This window comes from Klebsiella sp. CN_Kp091 (genome assembly GCF_040065095.1).
Lineage (GTDB): Bacteria > Pseudomonadota > Gammaproteobacteria > Enterobacterales > Enterobacteriaceae > Klebsiella > Klebsiella aerogenes.
In genome coordinates this window covers 1-572 of record NZ_JBEAIO010000034.1, presented here as the reverse complement: position 1 = coordinate 572, position 572 = coordinate 1, and the positions used below count along the sequence as shown (strand labels likewise).

General features: G+C 49.1%; 1 tRNA gene and 1 rRNA gene. Both read left to right on the top strand.

Going from position 1 to position 572, the window contains the following annotated elements:
- Positions 1-115: 115 nt before the first annotated feature.
- A tRNA-Glu gene (locus ABLV17_RS13630) sits at positions 116-191 on the top strand.
- A gap of 182 nt (positions 192-373) precedes the next feature.
- Positions 374-572: ribosomal RNA gene (locus ABLV17_RS13625) — 23S ribosomal RNA — on the top strand; the annotation flags it as partial.

Sequence of the window (572 nt, the reverse complement as noted above, 5' to 3'; positions counted from 1 at the left end):
AGGGGAACCTGCGGTTGGATCACCTCCTTACCTTAAAGAACCTGCCTTTGTAGTGCTCACACAGATTGTCTGATGAAAGTAAAGAAGCAAGGCGTCTTGCGATTGAGACTTCAGTGTCCCCTTCGTCTAGAGGCCCAGGACACCGCCCTTTCACGGCGGTAACAGGGGTTCGAATCCCCTAGGGGACGCCACTTGCTGGTTCGTGAGTGAAAGACGCGCGCCGACATATCTCAAAACTCATCTTCGGGTGACGTTTGAGATATTTGCTCTTTAAAAATCTGGATCAAGCTGAAAATTGAAACGACACACAGTTAATGTGTGTTCGAGTCTCTCAAATTTTCGCAATCAGAAGTGAAACATCTTCGGGTTGTGAGGTTAAGCGACTAAGCGTACACGGTGGATGCCCTGGCAGTCAGAGGCGATGAAGGACGTGCTAATCTGCGAAAAGCGTCGGTAAGGTGATATGAACCGTTATAGCCGGCGATGTCCGAATGGGGAAACCCAGTGCAATTCGTTGCACTATCGTTAACTGAATACATAGGTTAACGAGGCGAACCGGGGGAACTGAAACA